Source organism: Flavobacterium sp. TSSA_36 (genome assembly GCF_051547165.1).
Taxonomy (GTDB): domain Bacteria; phylum Bacteroidota; class Bacteroidia; order Flavobacteriales; family Flavobacteriaceae; genus Flavobacterium.
This window is the reverse complement of record NZ_JBPTTP010000003.1, coordinates 528796-546738: the sequence shown is the minus strand read 5'-3', so window position 1 is coordinate 546738 and position 17943 is coordinate 528796. Positions and strand designations below refer to the sequence as shown.

The following is a 17943-nucleotide window of genomic DNA, read 5'->3' as shown; positions in this document are numbered from 1 at the left end:
GCTAAATTGGGATTTTCCGCTTAAGAAAAAGGGTTTATCCTTTTAACCAAGCTTCTTTTAAATTTTTTTTCGAGGCGTCTTGTGCACTAAACGTTTCTTTTTCTTCATAGGAAAGCGCTATGTTTCCATTGATTATTTCTTCTTTTCCGTTTCGTTTAATTTTTAAAGTGATGGGATCATTTTCTTTCCATTCTTGACTTTTAGTTACGATTTCAAAGATATTGTCTTTGGTAAAAGGTTCGTTGTTAATGGATACAATAACATCGCCTCCTTGCAGCTTTAATTTTGTAAAAAAGGCATTCAATTCAATATTTGGCAAGACAAAAACTTCGCTCGTTTGGGGATTGATATTGATGTATGGATTTTGTCCTTTTACGAAAACATTTTCAGCTACTTTTGTTTTGCTTGTTCCTACGCCCACTTTCGATAAAAAAGTAGCATACGGAATTGGAGTAGGTCCCGATACATAAGTAGTGAGGAATTCCCCGACTTCGGGGTAAGTTAGACTCACGATTTTTTCAAATAACTCTTTGTCTTCGAAAGGTTTGGTTACGCCGTATTCTAAAGAAAGTTGGTGCATTAAATCTAGTATACCCCGTTTTCCTTCTGATTTTTCACGAATGATTAAGTCGATACACATGCCGATAAGTGCTCCTTTTTGATAGACATTTAAGTATTGGGTTTTGTAGGGCTCCTCAAGCACGTTGGCACTCATGGTTGTAAAGGGCATGGTGTCGTTCATGCTATTGGCTTGCGCTATTTTTTCATTGATACGCGTGTAAAACTCTTCTTCTGAAATTAGCCCTTGATTGATTTGGAATAAATTAGCAAAATATTCCGTTACGCCCTCATATAGCCATAAATGTTCTGACATTTTGGGATTGTTGTAATCAAAATATTGAATTTCTTTAGAGTGAATAGTCAGTGGAGTTACAATATGAAAAAATTCATGAGAGACTACATCTTTCATTTGTTCTTGTAGCATAGGTAGCGGAATGGTTTCAGGCATTACTACTGTGGTAGAAGTTGGATGTTCTAAAGCTCCAAAACCTTTAGCATCATTGGGTTTCATGCTTGATAAGTACAAGAGGACTGTATATTTTTTATTCGCATTGATTTTTCCTAAAAATGTTTTTTGAGCAATCATCATTTTTTTCATTTCAGGGGTAATGCTTTCGGCGGTTATTTTTCCATTAGGAGAAAAAACAGCAATGGTAATGTCCATTCCATCTACATTAAAAGTAGTGTAATCTGGTTTGGAATACATTACAGGATTTTCTACCAATTCGCCATAACGCGACACTACAAATTCATCAGTAGTGTTTTTTGCATCTAAGTCAGTCATTGAGGTAGCGCCCCAAAGTGTTTCAGGATGGGTGATGGTTACTCGATAAGGTACTTCTTTTTTATCTTGAAAATAGCCTACAAAACCATGCATATTTACCATGAAATTAGTTCCAGCCTCAATGTTCGTTCCGGCTGGTGAAAACACATCGCCTTGACCAAAATCACTCCCTTTTTCGGTATCAAAACTGTCATTGACTAAATAGGTGATTTTACTTAATTTTTTGGCTGTTTGAATGGACCAAGTGTTGTCGTCTGTCTTGGTAATGGGAAGTAAGTTTCCTTTGGAATCATAGGCTTTTAGCTCCTCAATGAAGCGACCATAATTGTCATTAGAGTAGGTTCCAGGGATGATTTTTGGGATACTATAGGTGACCTGATCTTGGTTGGTTTTTGGAGCGAAAACGGTAACTTGAACTTTGTCTTCTTTTACATCCGTAAGATTGATGCTTACTTTTACTTCGGCATTGTTTTTTGTTGCAGGCGAAATAGCTGTTTTACAGCTAAGAAATAGCGAAGCAAAAGCTAAGGTTGCTAAGATTTTTTTCATAAATAAAATTTTGTGAATTAGTCGGTGTAAGGCTGTAATTGTTACAAGATTGGAGGGTTTTGTATAAAAAAAAACTCCTGATGTTTCAGGAGTTAAGTATAGGATTTAATCTAATTTGTTTTTAATGTAATATTTACCGTCTAAATCCTCGTCAAAATCATCTATTTTTAGAGGTTTTGGTTTTGGCTTGGTAGCGATAGCTTTCTTTTTCCACATTTCGAATTTCTCAGTGGTCATTTTCTTTTTCATTATTTCTAAAACTTCTTTTTCAGAAAGGCCAAATTCTTTTTTTATTATTTCAAAAGGGTTTCTTTCTTCTAAGGCCAATGTCACAAGCTTTTCTGTTTGTTCCCAGTTTAATTCTTTGCGGTTACTCTTTTTCATCACTTGAAAATTAATTCAAAATAGGTGTTAATGATTAATAAATAGTTCTCTAACTATATTTCAATATTAATAAAAAAAAGAATTACTTCAATTGAAATAGCTATATTTTTTTTATCCTTATTCTATTTCCGGTGACCGGTGCTTTTGAAATGGGATGTTTAATAAATTTTTAACAACATTGTGTTCTTTTGGCTCTTGATGCGTATCAATTCCGTATGTTATTTCTTCTCGTGATAAGGTTTTGAATGTACCAAATAATCGATCCCAAACCGAAAAAATATTCCCGTAATTACTATCCGTATAAGGAAGTTTATAATGATGATGTACCTTATGCATGTCGGGAGATACTATGAAATAGCTCAAAAAAGTGTCTAGTTTTTGGGGCAATGCGATGTTGGCATGATTGAATTGTGTAGCCACCACGGAGAGAGTTTGGTATAAAAAAACCATCCACATTGGACTTCCTACAATAAAAACACCTAATAAAGTAAAGGCAAAACGAATGACGCTTTCGCCAGGATGATGTCTGTTGGCAGTAGTAGTGTCGATCCAGGTATCGGTATGATGGATGAGGTGAAAACGCCACAATATTTTTGCACGATGTTCAATGAGGTGTACTAAATATGCTCCAATTAAATCTAACAAAAGCAATCCAATAATCGTGTAGAGCCAAAGCGGTATTCCTGGGAGTAATGCAAGTATTCCGAATTTTTTTTCAACGGTCCACTGGGCAGTTTTTAGTAAAAAATAGGCCAAACTAAAGTTGATAATTATGGTAGTTAGCGTAAAAAAAATATTGATTCCAGCATGATGCCATTTTTTATAATTGAAATTAAAAAGTGGGAAAGCATTTTCAATCAACCAAAAAACAGTGATACCTCCAACTAAGATGAAACTTCGGTGTGCTGGGGGAATTGTTGTAAAATAAGTAATAATTTCATTCATATCAGGTGGGTGGTTAATGGATAATTCTAAAAGTAAGATTGATTCTGGGGCCTATTATTTTGGTGGTTTTTGGAATTTGATGTTTCCAGAAATGTTGTGTAGTCCCTTTCATTAGCAATAAACTTCCATGCGCTAAAGGTATATTTAATTTTTGATGTGGAATGTGATTGTGTTTTAATTGAAAAATTCTTTCTGCTCCAAAACTTACCGAAGCAATGGTAGGATTGGTACCTAATTCTTTTTCATTATCCGCATGCCAACCGTTGCTGTCTTTGCCATCGCGATAATAATTGAGTAGAACGGTAGAGAAAATGGTTTCTGATGCTTTTTCTACTTTTTCTTTAATGGGTAATAAAAGGGGAGACCATTTATGGGGATGCATTTTAATGTTAGCGTAAGAATATGGTTTTTCTTCATGGCCAAAAAGAGCGGTGAGTCGCGGTTGTTTATGGACTTTTCCATAGACTTTAATATCGTCTTGCTGCCAGGGAATTTCTTTTTCTAAAGCGGTAAAAAGCAAATCGGCCTCTTCTGATGAAAAGAAATTGGGGGCATAAATAATTGTGGCATCGGGTACTTCAAAAACAATGGGCTCAGCGTTAAAGAGAGATTTCATAGGGTAAAAGTAAAGAGAAAAAGAACATGAAGGAGGTTCTTTTTCTCTTTTGATAAAAATTATATTATGCCTCGGAGTGGTCTTGTAGTAGATTTTTATAGATAAACCCTGCCGCAATTGCACCTAAAATTGGAGCTACCCAAAATAGCCACACTTGCCCCAAAGGTTCTCCTCCCACAAAAATTGCTTGTGATAACGAACGAGCCGGATTGACAGAAGTATTTGTAATTGGAATGCTGATTAAGTGAATTAAAGTCAGTGCTAAACCAATGGCTACACCTGCAAATTTACCATTGGCAAATTTATCAGTAGCTCCAAGAATGACTAATAAAAAAAATAGGGTTAGCACAAATTCAGCGATAAATGCTGCTTGCATAGAGTAGCCATCAGGAGAGAAAGCACCAAAACCATTTGAAGCAAAAGCTCCAGCTTTGGTATTGTCGATTATGAAGCCCACTTTTCCAGAAGCAATCGTAAATAGTGTTCCCGCCGCAGCGATAGCACCTACACATTGAGCAATGATATAAGGAACCAAATCTTTAGCAGAAAAACGCCCGCCAGCCCATAAACCGAAAGATACCGCAGGATTGAAATGCCCTCCGGAAATGTGACCTACGGCGTAAGCCATTGTTAGTACTGTTAATCCAAAAGCTAGAGAAACTCCAGCAAAGCCAATGCCTAAGTTGGGAATTCCCGCAGCAAATAATGCGCTACCACATCCTCCAAAAACAAGCCAAAAGGTTCCAAAAAATTCTGCAAATAGTTTTTTCATGAGTATTTAGTTTTTATAGGGTTACTAGTTTGTAATGAATTCTTAATTGTTTGTTAGGTATAGTTGTAAGCCCAATACATCAGTAGAAATTGTAAGGGTAAGCGCAGGTACAACAACCATTTAGGAAGCCCCATGCTCGCTTCTGGTGTGGTTAACATAAAAATATGTGTAGGGAAAACGGCTAGTAAAAGTAAAATGATGCCCCAAGCGGCAAAGGTTGAAGTTGTTGGAATAACTAAAGCTATGCTTAGTATAATTTCAATTCCTCCACTTAGTTGATTCAGCAGAATTGGGTTTGGTAAATACCGAGGTATGATTTTTTGATATACTCTTGGGGTTCTAAAATGATTCATCCCTGCTACAAAATACAGCAAAGCCATCACATACAAATGCCAAGGTAGATTCATAACAAGTTGTTTGTTACGAATTTAGATAAAAATTAACAATAAAATAATGAAAATGTGAATAATTTGAGAAATTTATTTTTTTGAAGATGCCGTATTCATGATGACAATGGCTAAAATTATTAAAAGGATTCCAGCCCATTGGATAGCATTTACTTTTTCATTTAAAAGCATGTAAGCCATCGTTACGGAAACGGGTAATTCTATGGCTGAAACAATACTTCCCAATCCGATGCCGGTTAATGGAAAGCCTGCATTCATTAATAAGGGTGGGATAATCGTCCCGAAAAGTGCTAAAACAATTCCCCATTTGAAGAATATTCCCATTTGAAAGGGACCTACTTGGGTGAAAAAACCAAATGTAAATACAATAATAGCGCCCCCTAGAAGCATGTACAAACTACGTTGTGCTGAGGAGATATGATTGGCAATATGATTGGCAGTAAACATGGTAGCGGTAAATGAAGAAGCTGCCAAAAGACCTAAGACCATCCCTCTCCAATCTAGGGTAGTGGAGGTTTCCATAACATTTGTAGCTAATATGGTCCCAGTTAAAACAATGCATACAGCGACCATTTTTTTTAGAGTGGGAAGTTTTTTAGTCAAAGCCATTTCTACCACAACCCCCATCCAAACGGTTTGCATCAAGAGCACAATAGCAATAGAAACCGGGATGTATTTTACGGCTAAATAGTAGAAAACACTCGTCATTCCTAGTGAAGTCCCTGCTGCAATTAATTGAATGATGTTTTTTGAAGAAGCTTTAACTATTGGTGTAGTAGCCGTTCTTTTTTGAAAAAAATTAATGATAAGCATGCCAAGTATTCCTAGTATAAATTGTGCTGAGGTTACCTCAGGAGTAGAATAGCCTTCATCATAAGCCATTTTTACAAAAGTAGCCAACATACCATAGCTAGAAGCGCCAAAGGCTACTAAGAAAACCCCTTTTAATACTTGATTTTTTATCATTTTTTTAATTTTTAAAAAGCGGGCAAAGGTAATCTATTTTTTTTAAAAAAAATGTTACAATTGTGTTATAATCAGTTCAATTGTAGTTATGAGTTTTTAACCTGCAGTACACTAATTTATCCCTTTTTAATTCTTTATGATCAGATTGCTATTGTACTATTTGGGTTGGACTTATTTCAAAATCAGTAGGATTGAATCCAGTCAAACTTATTCTTGATTATTTCTTGCTTGTATTCCTCTAAAAACGCAAGATATGCCTTGGCGATTGGAGAAAAATTCTTGTTTTTTTGCCAAATTAAATTCCAAGTGGATTGAATAGGTAAACCGCGAACAGGGATTATTTTAAGATTCCCAGTTGAGATTTCATTTTTTATCCCGATTAGAGGCATAATGGAACAACCTAATCCGGCAATGACCGCTTGTTTGACTGCTTCGTTACTGGTTAGCTCGAGCTTTTTCTTTACATTCAAATTATTGATAAGCATGAATTGTTCCATCGTTTGCCGAGTACCGGATCCTTTTTCTCTTAAAATAATTGGAATATTCTCAAGTATGTTTTTCTCATATATTTTTTCAGAAAATTCAGTTGAAGTATTTGAAACTAAGAATAATTGGTTGGACATTAACTCAATTCTGTTGATTTTTAGCGTTTCTGGCAAAATGGAAACCAGTGAAAAATCGACTTCATTCTTTTCTAAACTTTTAATGACTTTTGATTTATTAGTAACATCCAAAATTAATTCTACATCGGGATGCAGTTTTAGGAAATCAGCCAGAAAATAGGGCATAATGTATTTGCCTGTAGAGACGATTGAAATTTTAAGCCTTCCGCTTAGTTTTCCCTGAAAGGCTTGCATTTTATAATTGATGGCGTGCACTTCGTTGATGATTTTTTCAGCAGCTACCGCAATTTCATTTCCAAAATCAGTAACATAAAGTTTTCTACCTATGATTTCTGTTAGTGGAATTTCAAATTGATCTTGAAAATTTTTAAGTTGGATTGAAACCGCGGGTTGTGTTAAATGCAGTTCTTCAGCCGCTTTTGTGATGCTTTGACATTGGGCAACTCTCAGAAATACGTGTAATTGATGGAGTGTATAATTCATAAATAATTTTTATGATGTTTATTACAAATATAAATAAAAATTAATAAATGGAATTCTCCAATTTTGCAGTGGAAAGAATGATCATGTCAACTTTAATGTAACTACCATTTTTTATGAAAAATAAATATCAATTTCAGTTAATCGATGGGGAGTTTACTCCGGTAGGAGCGGCTAAAGTGTTATTCCCTCTACTTAATAATAAAATTAATTACCATTCTTTAGAGCATTTTAGTAACGAAATCAGATTTAATAAAAAGGATGCATTCTCCCAAAAAAGAATTGAAGAATTGCAACAAGTACAATTGTGGATTCAGGATTTACTAGAAAAAGCAGAGGAAAATGGATTACAGTTAAAAATTACTAGCCAAATTAACATTGAGTTACACAGCATTAAATAGTTTTGAAGGACGTCAGCTTGTGATTGCAACAATGCATCATAAAGAGCAAGTAATGGCGCCCATTTTAGAAGAAAGTCTAGGGGTAATCTGTCGTGTTCCTGAAGATTTTAATACCGATGATTTTGGAACCTTTTCTGGTGAACAAGCTAGAGTTTCAGATGCATTAACTGCTGCGCGTCAAAAATGTTTGACGGCAATTGCAGTTACAGATTGTGATCTAGTGGTTGCCTCTGAGGGATCTTTCGGACCACATCCTTCCGCTTATTTTGCGTCCGCTGATGACGAAATAGTAGTGTTGATGGATCGAGTACACCAGCTAGAAATTATCGGACGTCATGTGAGTTTTGCAACTAATTTTTCTGGAATTTCCATTGCTTCAGAAGCCGCACTTTGGGATTTTGCCTCACAAGTTCAATTTCCTAGCCATGGTCTGATTCTTCGACCCGCTCAAGGTGTCGTTGAAGAAATGGTTAAAGGAATAACTTCGCCTGAAGTTTTGTTGGCGGCGTTTCATCGTTTGAAATCTAACTATGAAACTGTTTTTGTTGAGACTGACATGAGAGCTTTGTATAATCCCACCCGAATGGGAATTATTGGAACAGCAACCAAACATTTAGTACAGCAGGTACAGTCTTTGTGTCCAGCCTGTCAAAGTCCTGGCTTTTCAATAGAAAGCGTTAAGTCTGGGTTACCTTGTTCATGGTGTGGCATCCCAACGGACTCCATATTGAGTCTAGTATATTGCTGCAGAAAATGTGAATTTACTAAAGAAGTTTTGTATCCTCATCAAAAGAAAACAGAAGACCCCGGTTTTTGTAATTATTGTAATCCATAAATCATGAATAATAATCCAGATATTGAAAAAGCAGTTCGTATCTTAAATGAGTCAGAGAATGTTGCTATACCTACAGAAACGGTGTATGGTTTGGCCGGCAATATTTATAGCGAAACTGCGATTCGAAAAATTTTCAAACGTAAGAAACGTCCTTATTATAACCCTTTAATTGTTCATTTGAAATCCTACAGCGAAGTAGAGAAAGTGGCCATCGAAATTCCTGAAAAGGCGCGGGTATTAGCCGAAGCTTTCTGGCCAGGCCCCTTAACCTTAGTGTTAAAGAAACAAAAAAACATTTCAGATTTGATCACTGCCGGAAAAGATACGGTCGCCGTTCGTGTACCCAATCATCCGCTTACATTGGCTCTTTTGGAGCAGTTGGACTATCCTTTGGCGGCCCCAAGTGCGAATCCTTTTGGATCCATAAGTCCAACCACAGCCGCTCATGTTGCCACTTATTTTGATGCTAAAACATTATTTGTTCTCGATGGAGGGCCTTGTATCAATGGGATTGAATCAACCATCATAGGTTTTGACGGTGAATCTCCCATTTTGTATCGTGCCGGAGCAATCCCCATTGAGGCTATTGAAAATAGTGTTGGAAAACTATCAGTGTTTACCAAAGATGATGTGGCTCCGATAGCTCCGGGAATGTTATCTAAACATTATGCTCCGACTACCCCAACCATTCTCACATCAGATATGGCAAAGTCACTTTTGGACTATAGTGACAAACGAGTGGGGGTGATGTCCTTTTGCAAACGATATCAAAATCCGGCTATAGTTCATCAAGAAGTGTTGTCAAGTCAAGGCAACTTGGCCGAAGCTGCAAATCGATTGTATGCAGCACTGCATGCATTAGATTCGCAACCCATAGAGGTGATTCTTGTAGAAAAAGCGCCTCATACGGGCATAGGGATAGCAATCAATGACAAATTGCAAAGAGCATCAGTACTTTAAACTTTAAAACCATCCATATGAATTTAGATTTATTAATCGAAAACATTACCAATCCAGCGTTACTCTTTTTTTTATTAGGTATTATTGCGGTATATCTCAAAAGTGATTTAGAAATTCCTAAAAATACATCCAAGTTCATTTCCCTGTATTTGCTATTCTCTATAGGTTTCAAAGGAGGTCAGGAATTGGCGCATAGTGATTTTTCATTAGCAATTTTGTGGGCCGTTTTATTTGGAATGAGTGTGTCAATAATTATCCCATTTTATACTTTTTTTATACTAAAAAGAAAATTCAGTATTGAAAATTCAGGTGCAATAGCCGCCGCTTATGGCTCGGTAAGTGCCGTTACTTTTGTCACTGCAATTTCTTTTTTAGAAATGCAAGCACTTGATTTCAGTGGCCATATGGTTGCGGTTATGGCTTTAATGGAAGCACCTGCGATTATTGTTGGAGTGATTTTGATTCAAATGTATACCAAAGATAAAGAGAGTCCCAGCCAAATAGGTCCTATTGTAAAACATTCTTTTACCAATGGAAGTGTACTCTTGATCATCGGAAGTTTGATTATAGGTTTACTGGCCAGTGACAAAGCGGCTTTGGGAATCAAACCATTTACTACGGATATTTTTAAAGGATTTTTAGCCATTTTTCTTTTAGATATGGGAATTGTTAGTGGAAGGAAATTGGGCGATTTCTTTAAAAGTGGCTGGTTCAGTTTTCTTTTTGCAATCCTCATCCCTTTATTCAATGGAAGTTTGGTTGCTTACTTAAGTCAATGGGTTACAGAAGATATTGGGAATCGATTTATTTTTGCGGTGTTAGCCTCAAGCGCTTCTTACATTGCCGTTCCTGCCGCTATGAAAATTGCGGTTCCAAAAGCGAATCCTGGTATTTTCTTGCCGATGGCATTGGCCGTCACTTTTCCCTTCAATATTACTTTCGGTATGCCTATTTATTTGTCCATAGTAATGGCAGGATAATCTTTGATTTTCTCTTTATGGGTTAAATCGCTTAAATGTAATCGCAAAGCATCCACCGATATGTTGATTTCCCAAAAGGACAATCCTAATGAAATGAGCAAAGATAAAAGACTAAAACCAAACATGTAAATTCCAGCAGTTTGTTGGTCAAGGTACAAAAGCAACATGGCAAAAACAGATAGAAACAAACTCATGACTCCTGCCATTTGCATATAGCGTATGAGTGTCAAACGGAGGTTTAGATTCTTGAGTTCTAATAAAATCATACTGTTTTCCTTCTCTTTGTAGGCTTTTTTTAATCCACGAATGATGGTGGCCAAAGTTAAAAACCGATTCGTATAAGCCAATAAAATCAAAGATGTTGCGGAAAACAAAAGGGCTGGAGTTTCGATTTGAAGTGTCATCGTCTTTTTTTACAAAGGTCGGATAACTTTGGTAGTATCACAAAAAAAAACTTCGTTTGTATTGTTCAAACGAAGTTTTTTTTCAATTATAAAAATAAGTTTACGCCTTAGAGGGTTAAATTAAAGACCAAACCATTTTCGTGAGTAAAGGTTAATTTGTTGTCACAATCGCCATTGCCATAATCAATCGTTCCGTTTAGCAACGTACTTTTTACTTTTAATTTTCCTTTAGAAATATAACTACAGCTGTATTTTTTTACTAATGGCTCGATTACGCTTAGGGTTACTTTAGTTCCATTTTCGGTGCTAACTTCATGGTTGCCAGAAACCATTTCATAGGTGTTGTCTGTAATAAGTAATGGGGTTGCGACACCTTCGGTTTGTTTAATTGTATGTGTTCCAGAATTGTAATAGATGGTTCCGTCTACATGCGTAAGCTTTCCGTTAGTTATCGTTCGGCTCCATTGTGGCACATTTGGGGTAGTAGTTTCATTTACATAAACAATAGTACCTTCTATTTTCATGCCATTTACAAAATAATTTTCTCGTTCAATCTTCATCGTAGATTTGGGAGTGCTAACCAATCCCGATAGTGTTATTTTTAATTTGCCTTTGCGAGTAATATTGTTGACTGTGCAGCCCGTTCCAAAATCGACGGTGATTACTTTTGGAAAAATAGTAGGGCTTACGTTATCAATTGAAATTGCCGCACAAGCTCCCACTAAAGTGTTTGCGTATGACTTCTGAGTTGATTTTGATAAAGCATTTTCAAAGGTTACTTGGGTGCCGGTTTGGAAATCCAATTCGTTAATTCCATCAATAGTTGCAGATGCTACAATTGAATTGGTGTCAGTCGCTTTTACTACTTCGTCTTTGCTACAAGAATTGAAGAGCACGGACATGCTGAACAAAGCACAAAATGTGGTTTTTAAGTTTTTCATAATAGGTTGAGATTTAGGATTAAGGTGTGCCAAAAATAGTAAATCAATTGGAAGCACAAAAAAAAGGTCAGCAAAATAAATTGCTGACCTTTTTTTATTTGAAGCAATAGAATTATTTAATCAGTTCAAAGCTTCTTTTTACAAAAGCGGTCAAGGCTTCTCCTTTTAGTAAGTTTTGTGACAATTTAGCTAAATCCAATGCTTGTTTTACCAAGTTTTCTTGAACGGCCTTATCTTGATTGTTCAAAATACTGCTAGCCAAATCTGAATTGGTATTCACTACTAAGTTGTACATTTCAGGGAAATTACCCATTCCAAACATTCCGCCACCCCCGGTTTGACTCATTTCTTTCATACGACGCATGAATTCGGGTTGTGTGATGATGAATGGTGCAGCGCTACTATCCATTGCTTCTAATTGTACTGTATAAGTCTGTTTTGGAACGATAGTTTCTACTACTGTTTTCAAGCTTTCTTGCTCTTCAGTGGAAAGTTTAGAAATAGCCGTTTCTTCTTTTTTGATCAAGTTGTCAATGTGGTCAGAGTCAACACGAACAAAGGTTAATCCGCTGTTGTCTGATTCTAATTTTTGAATCAAATGAGGAATGATTGGAGAATCTAACAACAATACTTCATACCCTTTTTCTTTGGCAATTTCAATGTAAGAGTGTTGTGCTTCTTTGTTACCGGCGTATAAAACCACCGTTTTACCCTCTTTGTCCGTTTGGTTTTCTTTGATGGCTTCTTTCAATTCCTCAAGGGTGAAATATTTATCATCTACTGTTGGATACAATACGAAAGCTCCTGCTTTTTCATAGAATTTGTCTTCAGAAAGCATTCCGTACTCTAATACAATTTTGATGTCATTCCATTTGGTTTCAAAATCAGCTCTGTTTTCGTTGAACAATGATTTCAACTTATCCGCAACTTTACGAGTGATGTAGTTTGAAATTTTCTTCACGGCACCGTCGGCTTGCAAACCAGAACGCGAAACGTTCAACGGAATGTCTGGAGAATCTACTACTCCGCGAAGCATCATCAAGAATTCTGGAACAATACCTTCTACGTTATCGGTTACGTAAACTTGGTTTTGGAACAATTGAATTTTATCTTTTTGGATTTGTAAATCAGCCCCTAATTTTGGGAAATACAAGATTCCAGTTAAGTTGAAAGGATAGTCAACATTTAAGTGAATATGAAACAACGGCTCTTCAAACTGCATTGGGTACAATTCACGATAGAAGTTTTTGTAATCTTCATCTTTTAAATCAACGGGTTGTTTGGTCCAAGCTGGATTTGGGTTGTTGATGATGTTGTCAACTTCAATAGTTTCTGCTGTATAGTCTTCTTGAGCATCTTCTGGTTTAGGAAGTGTTTCAGTTTTGGTTCCAAATTTAATTGGAATCGGCATGAACTTGTTGTATTTGTTCAACAACTCTCTGATTTTGCTTTCTTCCAAAAATTCTAAAGAATCTTCGGCTACGTGCAACACGATTTCAGTACCGCGGTCGGTTTTGTCACAAGGTTCTAATGAAAATTCAGGGCTACCATCACAAGTCCAGTGCGCTGCTGGCTCGTCTTTGTACGATTTAGTAAAGATTTCTACTTTTTCAGCCACCATAAAAGCGGAGTAAAATCCTAATCCGAAGTGTCCAATAATTCCGGAGTCTTTAGCCGAATCTTTATATTTGTCAAGAAATTCCTCGGCACCTGAAAAAGCAACTTGGTTGATGTATTTTTCTACTTCATCTGCAGTCATCCCTAAACCTTGATCGATAATATGGATTTTTTTCGCATCTTTGTCGACTTTAATTTCGATGATAGGGTGGCCATATTCAACCTTAGCTTCTCCAATGCTAGTTAAGTGTTTTAATTTTAAAGTAGCATCTGTTCCATTTGAAATCAGCTCACGTAAGAAAATTTCGTGGTCACTGTATAAAAACTTTTTGATTAGAGGAAAGATGTTTTCAACCGAAACATTAATTTTACCTGTTGTCATAATTGTACTATGGTTTTAAGTTTAATTTGATGTTTTCCTCTGTTCAAATAGAATACCATTTGCATTAAAAATGACAAAATGTCGTAAACTATATATTTTTAGAAAAAAATAGAGGTATTCGGGTTAAAGCTATTTTTTTGAGTTGTATATTTGTTAATCTATTAATTTTAAATTAGTTAAACCTATGAGAAAGTGTATTTTAATGGGCAGTTTTATGTTTTTGCTTTTTGCGTGTAAATCAAGTGCCCCGGCTGTAGCTCCAACTGTTCCCGTTGCGGAGACAAAATTGGATAAAAAAGCACAAGTAGTCATAAAAGGAAATTGGCAAATTACGGATGTAGCTTATCCAGGTTCCGATTTTTTTAAGGTAAATTCGTTTAATATTGCTGATTCCAAGTGTTTTATTGGAAGTACTTGGAGTTTTATTTCGAACAACAACAAAGGGAATATGGAACTTACTGCTCCTGGTTGTCCTGCTTTTGGTTCTCCTATTGTTTGGAGTATTAACAGAGAAGGGATGTTTGTTTTGAAAATTGTAGAAGCAGGCGTGAAGTCTAAAACAGTGCAAGCGGGGTATATTTTGCGTATCGCTAATGCAACCGAAACTACGTTTGAATTGATTGACAAAATAGATGTTGCAGGTCAGCAAAAAGATATCGTTTATTATTTCACTAAAACCAATTAATATTTTTATTATGAAAAAGATTAGTATACTCGCTTTGTTAACTGTTTTCTTAGGAAGCAGTTTATTCACTTCTTGTAATTCTGTCAAAAATGCAAACAATACCCAAAAAGGAGCTGGTATTGGTGTAGCAGCGGGTGCGTTGATAGGAGGGATTCTTGGGAATAATCTAGGTAAAGGTGGCAATGCCGCTCTTGGAGCCGCCATTGGAGCTGCTGTTGGTGGAGGAACTGGAGCTTTGATTGGAAATAAGATGGATAAGCAAGCTCGAGAAATTTCTCAGGCTTTACCTGGGGCAGATGTGCAACGTGTAGGCGAAGGAATTCATTTGACGTTGAATGAAAATGCAGTCCGATTTGATACCAATAAATCAAGTTTGACGCCACAAGCTCAAGCGAATTTGGATAAATTGATTCCAGTTTTTCAAGAATATGGAGATACTAACATTCAAATTTTTGGTTATACTGACAGCTCAGGTAAACCGGAATACAATTTGACGCTTTCTGAAAAAAGAGCGGAATCCGTTAAAAATTATTTAATTGGAAAAGGATTGGTGGCTAGTCGTTTTAAAACTTCTGGATTTGGAATTGCTGATCCAATTGCAACTAACGATACTCCCGAAGGAAAAGCTCAAAATCGTAGAGTGGAGTTTGCGATCACCGCCAATGACAAAATGATTCAAGATACTAAAAACGGAAAATAAATTCTTGTTTGGTTATTATTTTAAAGCTGTTACCAATCGTAGCAGCTTTTTTTTGGATAAAATGTATTTTTCAACGGCTTATTTTTTGCAAAGCCACTATCTTTGTTTTTTTTAAATTGAAATCATAACTAATGCTCGAAGTTCAAAATATTTCCTTCGCTTATACTGATAAAGCGATCATTCAAAATGTAGATTTTACCGTAGAAAAAGGGCAAAATATTGCGCTGATTGGAGAAAGTGGGTGTGGTAAAAGTACCTTGCTGAAACTTATTTATGGGATATATGATTTACAGGAAGGAAAAATTTTCTTTAACCAAACCCGAGTTTTAGGTCCCAAATACAACTTGGTGCCCGGTATGCCCTTCATGAAATATTTGGCTCAAGATTTTGATTTGATGCCTTTTGAAACGGTAGCAGAAAATGTAGGTAAATTTTTGTCTAATGGATTTTTACCTTTAAAAAAATTACGTATTCAAGAACTGCTTGAAATGGTGGAAATGACGGAATATGCTAAAGTTCGCGCTAAAGATTTGAGTGGAGGACAACAGCAACGAGTCGCTTTAGCCAAAGTTTTAGCGGTTGAGCCACAGGTTTTGCTGTTAGATGAACCTTTTAGTCATATTGATAATTTTAGGAAAAATGCCCTACGCAGAAACTTGTTTGCCTATTTGAAGAAAAAAGGAATCACCTGTATCATTGCGACTCATGATAGTACCGATGCTTTGTCTTTTTCGGATGAAACCATAGTGTTACAACAAGGTCGAATTGTGGAAAAAGCACCCTCTTTGGAGGTGTATCAATATCCGATTAATAAATACGTAGCTTCTTTGTTTGGAGAAGTCAATGAATTGCGTTTGTCGCAACTCATGCCGATTGATGGCGATGATGAGATAGTATTGTTGTATCCACATCAATTGAAGGTATCTGCTGTGGGGACCATGCGCGCCGTGGTAAAGCAATCGTACTTCAAAGGTAGTCGTTACTTAGTCAAAGCGGCTTTTGACCGGAAAGCTATTTTCTTTGAACACGAATCCGCTTTGGAGGTCAATCAAGAAGTATTTTTGAAAATATTGTAAGCTTCTCTTTTTTAGGATCATTATATTTTATTAACTGTTTTGGTTTACCGCTAAAAAGATTCTCACGACCAGCAATCGTTTCAAAGAAAGCTGTGAATCTTTTTTTTTACTACAAAAGAGAGATGCCAAAGAAGAAATTGATTTGTTTTTTTTAGTTAAAAATGAATATATCAAAAAAATGAGTAAATTGTGGGCTGTCTTTTTAAAAGATGTTTAATTTTGCCAATCAAAATTTAATATAAAATTAGTACGTATGTATCACTCAAAAATAGCAGGATTAGGATTTTATGTTCCTTCGAATGTGGTAACTAATGATGATTTATCCAAAGTAATGGAGACCAATGATGAATGGATTCAGGAGCGCACTGGAATTAAGGAGCGTAGACACATCATAAAAGGGGAAGACACCACCACGACGATGGGTGTAAAAGCAGCCAAAATTGCAATTGAGCGCGCGGGTATTGCCAAAGAAGATATTGATTTTGTTGTTTTCGCAACGCTAAGTCCCGATTATTATTTTCCAGGTCCAGGTGTTTTGGTACAGCGAGACTTAGGACTAAAAACTGTCGGTGCTATTGATATTCGTAATCAATGTTCGGGTTTTGTGTATGGATTGTCAGTAGCCGATCAATACATCAAAACGGGAATGTATAAAAATGTATTGGTCATTGGTTCCGAAGTACATTCTTCTGGTTTAGACATGACCACTCGTGGTAGAGGCGTTTCTGTTATTTTTGGCGATGGAGCAGGGGCAGCTGTATTGTCTAGAGAAGAAGATCTCACCAAGGGGATTTTATCTACGCACTTACATTCCGAAGGACAACATGCCGAGGAATTATCGCTTATTGCACCTGGAATGGGTGGCCGTTGGGTAAATGATATTTTGGCTGATAACGATCCGAATGACGAAAGTTATTTTCCTCACATGAACGGACAATTTGTGTTCAAAAACGCTGTGGTTCGTTTTGCGGAAGTAATCAACGAAGGATTGCAAGCCAACAATCTAGAAGTTTCAGATATTGATATGTTGATTCCACATCAAGCGAATTTGAGAATCTCGCAATTCATTCAAAACAAATTCAAATTGTCAGACGATCAAGTTTTTAATAATATCCAGAAATACGGAAATACAACTGCAGCTTCTATTCCAATCGCTTTAACTGAAGCTTGGGAACAAGGAAAAATTAAGTCCGGCGACACTGTAGTACTTGCAGCTTTTGGTAGCGGTTTTACTTGGGCGAGTGCGATTATCAAGTGGTAAATTGATTTTTTGTAAGATAGTAAAGGTCTAGAATGCGAATTCTAGGCCTTTTTTTTTAAATATAAATAAGTTTAGGAAATAGACTTTTCATTTTTGTCATTCCGACAGAGGAGGAATCACACCAACTGCATGCATTATGTGATTCTTCGTTCCTCAGAATGACAAAAAAACACTTAATTTAACGATGTCCCGTCCTAAAATAAGTTTACCTAATTTATAATAATCCTTTTATCTAACTTTCAATACAAAATCAAGTATTTGTCTTTCTAGTATTGTAGTCGTTTTTATTCTTTTTTCTTTTTCGTCCCAAGCGCAATTACAGCCTGGGTTTTGAATTGATTGAGAAGGAATCTAATTTTTTTTGTCCATGTTTGCAAAAAGGTAATTTCTCAGCTTATAGCCCTGATCGCAGCGGCATCCTTTGCTTTTTTTCTTTAAAAAAGCAAAGATAGAGCGGAGAGCAGGACGATGCTCACAAAAGTGCCTATTCTTTCCGCTCCAAAATACAAGCATAAAAAAATCCGTCTGGTTTTGCAACGAGACGGATTTTGTATGTTAAACATTTTTTTTAAATATATAAGTCATTTAAGCTGTGTGAAGTAGCTTGTTTGTGC

General features: G+C 36.2%; 19 protein-coding genes. 8 read left to right on the top strand and 11 right to left on the bottom strand.

The features are described from left to right. Positions 1-34: 34 nt before the first annotated feature. The 8 genes from ACSVH7_RS08985 to ACSVH7_RS08950 form a co-directional block, all read right to left on the bottom strand. Positions 35-1894 (bottom strand): peptidase M61, encoded by a 1860-nt coding sequence (locus ACSVH7_RS08985; RefSeq protein WP_438066375.1) that lies wholly within the window; start codon positions 1892-1894, stop codon positions 35-37. Between the two features lie 105 nt (positions 1895-1999). Then, positions 2000-2278: a DUF2805 domain-containing protein gene (locus tag ACSVH7_RS08980; protein ID WP_438066374.1), complete on the bottom strand. Its 279-nt coding sequence runs from the start codon at positions 2276-2278 to the stop codon at positions 2000-2002. Between the two features lie 117 nt (positions 2279-2395). Beyond that, complete coding sequence (locus ACSVH7_RS08975; protein ID WP_438066373.1) at positions 2396-3223, bottom strand: sterol desaturase family protein; 828 nt, start codon at positions 3221-3223, stop codon at positions 2396-2398. A gap of 13 nt (positions 3224-3236) precedes the next feature. Continuing rightward, positions 3237-3839 carry an alpha-ketoglutarate-dependent dioxygenase AlkB family protein gene (locus ACSVH7_RS08970; RefSeq protein WP_438066372.1) on the bottom strand — a complete coding sequence of 201 codons (603 nt, stop codon included), beginning with the start codon at positions 3837-3839 and terminating at the stop codon, positions 3237-3239. Between the two features lie 64 nt (positions 3840-3903). Further along, positions 3904-4611, bottom strand: a complete 708-nt coding sequence (aqpZ, locus tag ACSVH7_RS08965; RefSeq protein WP_438066371.1) for an aquaporin Z — start codon at positions 4609-4611, stop codon at positions 3904-3906. Positions 4612-4664: 53 nt separating this feature from the next. Then, on the bottom strand, positions 4665-5018 hold the full coding sequence (locus ACSVH7_RS08960) for a DoxX family protein (RefSeq protein WP_438066370.1): 354 nt from the start codon (positions 5016-5018) through the stop codon (positions 4665-4667). A gap of 72 nt (positions 5019-5090) precedes the next feature. Continuing rightward, positions 5091-5984 carry an EamA family transporter gene (locus tag ACSVH7_RS08955; protein ID WP_438066369.1) on the bottom strand — a complete coding sequence of 298 codons (894 nt, stop codon included), beginning with the start codon at positions 5982-5984 and terminating at the stop codon, positions 5091-5093. 182 nt (positions 5985-6166) lie between these two features. Further along, positions 6167-7090 carry a LysR family transcriptional regulator gene (locus tag ACSVH7_RS08950; RefSeq protein ID WP_438066368.1) on the bottom strand — a complete coding sequence of 308 codons (924 nt, stop codon included), beginning with the start codon at positions 7088-7090 and terminating at the stop codon, positions 6167-6169. 113 nt (positions 7091-7203) lie between these two features. Between ACSVH7_RS08950 and ACSVH7_RS08945 the strand changes: the two genes are divergently transcribed. From ACSVH7_RS08945 to ACSVH7_RS08930, 4 genes are read left to right on the top strand one after another with little or no spacing between them, the layout of a single operon-like run. Continuing rightward, positions 7204-7488, top strand: a complete 285-nt coding sequence (locus ACSVH7_RS08945) for a hypothetical protein (RefSeq protein WP_438066367.1) — start codon at positions 7204-7206, stop codon at positions 7486-7488. Then, complete coding sequence (locus tag ACSVH7_RS08940) at positions 7466-8323, top strand: DUF6671 family protein (RefSeq protein ID WP_438066366.1); 858 nt, start codon at positions 7466-7468, stop codon at positions 8321-8323. Before ACSVH7_RS08945 ends, ACSVH7_RS08940 begins: the two co-directional genes overlap by 23 nt. 3 nt (positions 8324-8326) lie before the next feature. Further along, positions 8327-9283 (top strand): L-threonylcarbamoyladenylate synthase, encoded by a 957-nt coding sequence (locus tag ACSVH7_RS08935; protein WP_438066365.1) that lies wholly within the window; start codon positions 8327-8329, stop codon positions 9281-9283. Positions 9284-9300: 17 nt separating this feature from the next. Beyond that, positions 9301-10263 carry a sodium-dependent bicarbonate transport family permease gene (locus tag ACSVH7_RS08930; RefSeq protein ID WP_438066364.1) on the top strand — a complete coding sequence of 321 codons (963 nt, stop codon included), beginning with the start codon at positions 9301-9303 and terminating at the stop codon, positions 10261-10263. Here the strand turns inward: ACSVH7_RS08930 and ACSVH7_RS08925 are convergent. The 3 genes from ACSVH7_RS08925 to htpG form a co-directional block, all read right to left on the bottom strand. Continuing rightward, on the bottom strand, positions 10236-10667 hold the full coding sequence (locus ACSVH7_RS08925; protein ID WP_438066363.1) for a DUF2721 domain-containing protein: 432 nt from the start codon (positions 10665-10667) through the stop codon (positions 10236-10238). The genes ACSVH7_RS08930 and ACSVH7_RS08925 overlap by 28 nt on opposite strands. A gap of 107 nt (positions 10668-10774) precedes the next feature. Beyond that, positions 10775-11608, bottom strand: a complete 834-nt coding sequence (locus tag ACSVH7_RS08920) for a hypothetical protein (RefSeq protein WP_438066362.1) — start codon at positions 11606-11608, stop codon at positions 10775-10777. Between the two features lie 112 nt (positions 11609-11720). Continuing rightward, positions 11721-13607, bottom strand: coding sequence for a molecular chaperone HtpG (gene htpG / locus ACSVH7_RS08915; protein ID WP_438066361.1), 1887 nt, complete (start codon positions 13605-13607; stop codon positions 11721-11723). 184 nt (positions 13608-13791) lie between these two features. Between htpG and ACSVH7_RS08910 the strand changes: the two genes are divergently transcribed. The 4 genes from ACSVH7_RS08910 to ACSVH7_RS08895 all read left to right on the top strand — a co-directional run bounded on the left by ACSVH7_RS08910 (position 13792) and on the right by ACSVH7_RS08895 (position 17329). Beyond that, positions 13792-14292 (top strand): hypothetical protein, encoded by a 501-nt coding sequence (locus tag ACSVH7_RS08910; RefSeq protein WP_438066360.1) that lies wholly within the window; start codon positions 13792-13794, stop codon positions 14290-14292. 10 nt (positions 14293-14302) lie between these two features. Next, positions 14303-14992 carry an OmpA family protein gene (locus ACSVH7_RS08905; RefSeq protein WP_438066359.1) on the top strand — a complete coding sequence of 230 codons (690 nt, stop codon included), beginning with the start codon at positions 14303-14305 and terminating at the stop codon, positions 14990-14992. A 131-nt stretch (positions 14993-15123) separates the two neighbouring features. After that, the gene (locus ACSVH7_RS08900; RefSeq protein ID WP_438066358.1) at positions 15124-16068 is read left to right on the top strand and encodes an ABC transporter ATP-binding protein; all 945 of its coding nucleotides are present in this window, start codon (positions 15124-15126) and stop codon (positions 16066-16068) included. Positions 16069-16321: 253 nt separating this feature from the next. Continuing rightward, positions 16322-17329, top strand: a complete 1008-nt coding sequence (locus ACSVH7_RS08895; protein ID WP_438066357.1) for a 3-oxoacyl-ACP synthase III family protein — start codon at positions 16322-16324, stop codon at positions 17327-17329. The last annotated feature ends 614 nt before the right edge of the window (positions 17330-17943 follow it).

Excerpts from the sequence above, each read along its gene's own strand:
- ACSVH7_RS08985 (WP_438066375.1), bottom strand. The coding sequence starts at position 1,894 with ATGAAAAAAATCTTAGCAACCTTAGCTTTTGCTTCGCTATTTCTTAGC.
- ACSVH7_RS08980 (WP_438066374.1), bottom strand. The coding sequence starts at position 2,278 with ATGAAAAAGAGTAACCGCAAAGAATTAAACTGGGAACAAACAGAAAAG.
- ACSVH7_RS08975 (WP_438066373.1), bottom strand. The coding sequence starts at position 3,223 with ATGAATGAAATTATTACTTATTTTACAACAATTCCCCCAGCACACCGA.
- ACSVH7_RS08970 (WP_438066372.1), bottom strand. The coding sequence starts at position 3,839 with ATGAAATCTCTCTTTAACGCTGAGCCCATTGTTTTTGAAGTACCCGAT.
- aqpZ (WP_438066371.1), bottom strand. The coding sequence starts at position 4,611 with ATGAAAAAACTATTTGCAGAATTTTTTGGAACCTTTTGGCTTGTTTTT.
- ACSVH7_RS08960 (WP_438066370.1), bottom strand. The coding sequence starts at position 5,018 with ATGAATCTACCTTGGCATTTGTATGTGATGGCTTTGCTGTATTTTGTA.
- ACSVH7_RS08955 (WP_438066369.1), bottom strand. The coding sequence starts at position 5,984 with ATGATAAAAAATCAAGTATTAAAAGGGGTTTTCTTAGTAGCCTTTGGC.
- ACSVH7_RS08950 (WP_438066368.1), bottom strand. The coding sequence starts at position 7,090 with ATGAATTATACACTCCATCAATTACACGTATTTCTGAGAGTTGCCCAA.
- ACSVH7_RS08945 (WP_438066367.1), top strand. The coding sequence starts at position 7,204 with ATGAAAAATAAATATCAATTTCAGTTAATCGATGGGGAGTTTACTCCG.
- ACSVH7_RS08935 (WP_438066365.1), top strand. The coding sequence starts at position 8,327 with ATGAATAATAATCCAGATATTGAAAAAGCAGTTCGTATCTTAAATGAG.
- ACSVH7_RS08930 (WP_438066364.1), top strand. The coding sequence starts at position 9,301 with ATGAATTTAGATTTATTAATCGAAAACATTACCAATCCAGCGTTACTC.
- ACSVH7_RS08925 (WP_438066363.1), bottom strand. The coding sequence starts at position 10,667 with ATGACACTTCAAATCGAAACTCCAGCCCTTTTGTTTTCCGCAACATCT.
- ACSVH7_RS08920 (WP_438066362.1), bottom strand. The coding sequence starts at position 11,608 with ATGAAAAACTTAAAAACCACATTTTGTGCTTTGTTCAGCATGTCCGTG.
- htpG (WP_438066361.1), bottom strand. The coding sequence starts at position 13,607 with ATGACAACAGGTAAAATTAATGTTTCGGTTGAAAACATCTTTCCTCTA.
- ACSVH7_RS08910 (WP_438066360.1), top strand. The coding sequence starts at position 13,792 with ATGAGAAAGTGTATTTTAATGGGCAGTTTTATGTTTTTGCTTTTTGCG.
- ACSVH7_RS08905 (WP_438066359.1), top strand. The coding sequence starts at position 14,303 with ATGAAAAAGATTAGTATACTCGCTTTGTTAACTGTTTTCTTAGGAAGC.
- ACSVH7_RS08900 (WP_438066358.1), top strand. The coding sequence starts at position 15,124 with ATGCTCGAAGTTCAAAATATTTCCTTCGCTTATACTGATAAAGCGATC.
- ACSVH7_RS08895 (WP_438066357.1), top strand. The coding sequence starts at position 16,322 with ATGTATCACTCAAAAATAGCAGGATTAGGATTTTATGTTCCTTCGAAT.